The sequence below is a fragment of the Sulfuricurvum sp. genome (assembly GCF_019163035.1).
Taxonomy (GTDB): domain Bacteria; phylum Campylobacterota; class Campylobacteria; order Campylobacterales; family Sulfurimonadaceae; genus Sulfuricurvum.
In genome coordinates this window covers 2,272-4,426 of the sequence record NZ_JAFLKV010000110.1, presented here as the reverse complement: position 1 = coordinate 4,426, position 2,155 = coordinate 2,272, and the positions used below count along the sequence as shown (strand labels likewise).

2 protein-coding genes are annotated in these 2,155 nt (G+C 41.8%); both read left to right on the top strand.

Going from position 1 to position 2,155, the window contains the following annotated elements:
• Positions 1–788: YDG domain-containing protein (locus JZU62_RS07885; protein WP_295013579.1), on the top strand; the 788-nt coding region annotated here is incomplete at its 5' end.
• Positions 789–900: 112 nt separating this feature from the next.
• Positions 901–2,155: POTRA domain-containing protein (locus JZU62_RS07880; RefSeq protein WP_295013577.1), on the top strand; the 1,255-nt coding region annotated here is incomplete at its 3' end.

The following is a 2,155-nucleotide window of genomic DNA, read 5'->3' as shown; positions in this document are numbered from 1 at the left end:
CGAGTGGATTGCAATCTAATCAACACTATCTTGTTAGCTATGTAGATGGTTCGCTCGATATTACCCCAAAATCCCTCACCGTTACCGCAACGGCGGCGGATAAAGTCTATGATGCCACGACTACTGCCTCTGCGACTTTAGCCTCTAGCGATATCATTAGCGGTGACATCGTCACATTCGGGGGAAGTGCCACGTTTGCGGATAAAAATGTCGGAGTGGCAAAAACCGTTACGGTGGATACGTTGAGTAAAGCGGGAACCGATGCACTCAACTACTCGATCACCAACGCCACCGCAACCGACACGGCAGACATCACCGCAGCACCTCAAGTGATCCCTAATGAAGTTATTACCGCTCAGGATAAAATAGATATGAGTGCCCCCACAGAAATCTTGACAAACAAAATTGCTATCGTCCCTACCGAAAGTACAATACTCTCCATTGAAATGGGTGAATATATCGTTTTTGACACCAAGCACCTAGAACCCGATAGATTGATTATTAACAATGGCTACTACACCCTCAACAGTGTAAGTGCCGACACGGATGCAACTATTTTATTTAATGGAGAGAGTATTGATTCAAAGTCAAAATCATACTGCGGGTTTAATTACCGCCCTGCCCATCAGAAGAAAGCACGAAAAAAATATCCCCTACCAAAAATATCTGTGTCACATCCAAAATTACGTAAACTACCTTTGAAAACAAATAAACGCAGTTTATCAAGTAAAACTGATCGCTTATGCTGGTATGGATCACTCACAATAACACGATCAACTCAACGATGAATAATATTGGTACGACGGACCCGTTACTGTATCATTTGGAATATTACGATAAGTAATTTAACGCCCATTTTATTAATTCACATAATGGAACTAAAATTGCTTAAATATATTTATGAAGCATATTTTTTTCTCTCTATTTTGTATTTTGATTCCCATTCTGATACACGCTTCTGATGCCCCTTTAGACGCAGGTATAATCTTACAAAATATAAAATCTGTTGTACCGCATACACCGTTTTCTCCAAAACCCTCGATAAGCATCAAAGCAGAAAATGACAATACTCTACAACCGGGCAAACCGTTTATGGTCAAAAAAATTCAAATTACAGGCAATACCTATTTTGATACGGCAACCCTACATTCATTGGTAGCGGACGCGGAGGGGAAAATGCTCTCTCTCAGTAATTTAGTAAAGCTGGCGGCTACCCTCACTGATTATTATAATACCAACGGCTATCCGCTAACGAGGGCGATTATTCCCGCACAGACAATTCATGAGGGTATGGTATCTATACAAATCATTGAAGTGACCTATAATAAAATCAATCTCAACAACAGCAGTCGAGTCAATGATGCTTTGTTACAAGATACGTTAGCACCGTTAAAAGAAGGTCAAGCTATTACGAAAGAGCTATTGGACCATACATTGTTACTGCTTTCCGATATACCGGGAGTAGTGTGCAACGCCACACTTAAATCCGGAGAAAAAGTTGCTACCTCCGATCTTATGGTAAATGTTACCCCAACCCCTATGGTCTCAGGGAACGTTATCATAGACAATTACGGCAATCGTTATACCAGTAGGGAACGTATTAGTGCAAACATTAATGTAAACAATCCATTCCACCATGGTGATACGATAAGTTTGAGCGCCCTGAGTTCCGGTAGAGGGTTGAATTATCAGCGAATTGCCTACGAGTCAGTTGTGAATGGATCGGGGACTAAACTCGGCGGATCTTATTCAGAATTACGCTATAGGTTGGGTGAGCCTATAGCTTTTCTGAATGCACATGGCACGGCACAGGTTAAAAGTATATGGATAAAGTATCCACTCATGCGTACTTTAGATGTCAATGTGTACGGACGCATAGAGTATGACAAATTGCAACTGCACGACCATATCGATATAAGCTCCATGAAAAATGATCGCCATCTGGACAACGGGATCATAAGTTTAAATATGGATACGAGAGATACCCTCTTATCGGGGGGAGTGAATGCGATGAATGCTGACTGGACGATAGGTCAGGTCAGCTTCGAAAATGCCGCTGCGGAGCGAGAGGATGCACTGAGTGCAAACACGCAGGGGACTTTTTCAAAATTGAATCTTTATCTTGCTCGTTTACAACGATTGGATTCGAAAAGCG